Origin of the sequence: Stenotrophomonas sp. YIM B06876, assembly GCF_030711595.1 — a bacterium.
Lineage (GTDB): Bacteria > Pseudomonadota > Gammaproteobacteria > Xanthomonadales > Xanthomonadaceae > Stenotrophomonas.
This window is the reverse complement of the sequence record NZ_JAUJUJ010000175.1, coordinates 1-1,638: the sequence shown is the minus strand read 5'-3', so window position 1 is coordinate 1,638 and position 1,638 is coordinate 1. Positions and strand designations below refer to the sequence as shown.

Below are 1,638 nucleotides of genomic sequence, written 5' to 3'. Positions count from 1 at the left end.
GGCAGCTATCAATAATGAAGTATCAAGCGGCCTGGGCCGCCTTGACCTTCAGGCGCCAGGCATGCAGCAGCGGCTCGGTGTAGCCGCTGGGCTGCGCCAGGCCCTTGAACACCAGGTCGCAGGCGGCCTGGTAGGCCATGCTGGTGGCAAAGCGGCCGGCCATGGGCTGGTACAGCGGGTCGCCGGCGTTCTGGCCATCGACCACGGCGGCCATGCGCTCGAAGGTCGCGCGCACCTGGGTCTCGGTCACCACGCCGTGGTGCAGCCAGTTGGCGATGTGCTGGCTGGAGATGCGCAGCGTGGCGCGGTCTTCCATCAGGCCGACGTTGTGGATGTCGGGCACCTTGGAGCAGCCCACGCCCTGGTCCACCCAGCGCACCACGTAGCCCAGGATGCCCTGGGCGTTGTTGTCCAGCTCCTGCTGCTTTTCGGCGTCGCTCCAGTTCGGGCTGGCGGTGACGGGGATGGTCAGCAGGCCGGTCAGCAGGTTGTCGCGCTCGGCGTTGACGTCGGTCTTTTCCATCTCGATCTGGATGTCGCGCACCAGCACCTGGTGGTAGTGCAGCGCGTGCAGCGTGGCGCCCGTGGGGCTGGGCACCCAGGCGGTGTTGGCGCCGGCCTTGGGGTGGGCGATCTTCTGCTCGAGCATGGCGGCCATCAGGTCGGGCATGGCCCACATGCCCTTGCCGATCTGCGCCTTGCCGCGCAGGCCGCAGGACAGGCCGACGAGCACGTTGTTCTTCTCATAGGCCTGGATCCAGGCGCTGCTTTTCATGTCGCCCTTGCGGATCATCGGGCCGGCCTGCATGGCGCTGTGCATCTCGTCGCCGGTGCGGTCGAGAAAGCCGGTGTTGATGAAGGCCACGCGGCTGGCGGCGGCGGCGATGCAGGCCTTGAGGTTGACGCTGGTGCGGCGCTCCTCGTCCATGATGCCGAGCTTGACGGTGCTGTCCGCCAGGCCAAGCAGCTTTTCAACCCGGCCAAACAATTCGGCGGCAAAGGCCACTTCAGCGGGGCCGTGCATCTTGGGCTTAACGATGTAGACGCTGCCCTGGCGCGAGTTGCGCAGGCCGTTCGCGCCATGGCCCTGCAGGTCGTGCAGCGCGATCGCGGTGGTGACGACGGCGTCGAGGATGCCCTCGGGGATCTCGCGCTGCGCGCCCTGCGCATCGGTGTAGGTGATGGCCGGGTTGGTCATCAAATGGCCGACGTTGCGCAGGAACATCAGCGAGCGGCCGTGCAGGCGCACTTCGCCGCCGTTCGGGGCGCTGTAGACGCGGTCGGGGTTGAGGCCGCGCGTCACGGTCTTGCCGCCCTTGGCGAAGGACTCGGTCAGCGTGCCCTTCAGAATGCCGAGCCAGTTGGCGTAGCCCAGCACCTTGTCGTCGGCGTCCACGGCGGCGACCGAGTCTTCGAGGTCGAGGATGGTGGACAGCGCGGCCTCCAGCACCAGGTCGCTGACGCCGGCGGCGTCCGACTGGCCAATCGGCGTGCTGCGGTCGATCTGGATGTCCAGGTGCAGGCCGTTGTGCACCAGCAGCACCGACGACGGCGCGGCCGCAGCGCCCTGGAAGCCGACGAACTGCGCGGCATTCTTCAGGCCCGTGCTGGCGCCGCCCTGGAGCTGCACCAGCAGCT

General features: G+C 67.9%; 1 protein-coding gene. It reads right to left on the bottom strand.

Annotated features, from left to right (window positions below):
* Positions 1-22: 22 nt before the first annotated feature.
* Positions 23-1,638, bottom strand: a 1,616-nt coding sequence (locus tag QZH66_RS15815; RefSeq protein WP_305806850.1) for a malate synthase G, incomplete at its 5' end; no start/stop codon positions are given.